The organism is Staphylococcus sp. EG-SA-15, assembly GCF_017151895.1.
Classification (GTDB): Bacteria; Bacillota; Bacilli; order Staphylococcales; family Staphylococcaceae; genus Staphylococcus; species Staphylococcus aureus.
Window position 1 is genome coordinate 1 of record NZ_JACVZN010000159.1, and the last position, 246, is coordinate 246.

At 31.3% G+C, this 246-nt stretch carries 1 pseudogene; it reads right to left on the bottom strand.

Annotated features, from left to right (window positions below):
* Window positions 1–118: 118 nt before the first annotated feature.
* Window positions 119–246: pseudogene (locus IDG64_RS14835) on the bottom strand (DNA starvation/stationary phase protection protein); the annotation flags it as partial.

The following is a 246-nucleotide window of genomic DNA, read 5'->3' on the forward strand; positions in this document are numbered from 1 at the left end:
TTATTTTGACTTCTGAAGATTTGGATAGTGTCTTTGAAGGCGATTTCACATTGATGATTAGCTATGTGTAATAGTGTAATAACAATTTAGGAGTGAATGATTTGAAGCAATTTCTATATATTGCGTTTTCTAATTGTTTTGAGATATTTGTGAAGTCTTGTGATAATTCTTCAACCATTTGTTCTGCAGAGTAACCTTTCGCAGCTTCTTTAACAATTGATTGCTCTAAGCATTCAGTTAATGTAC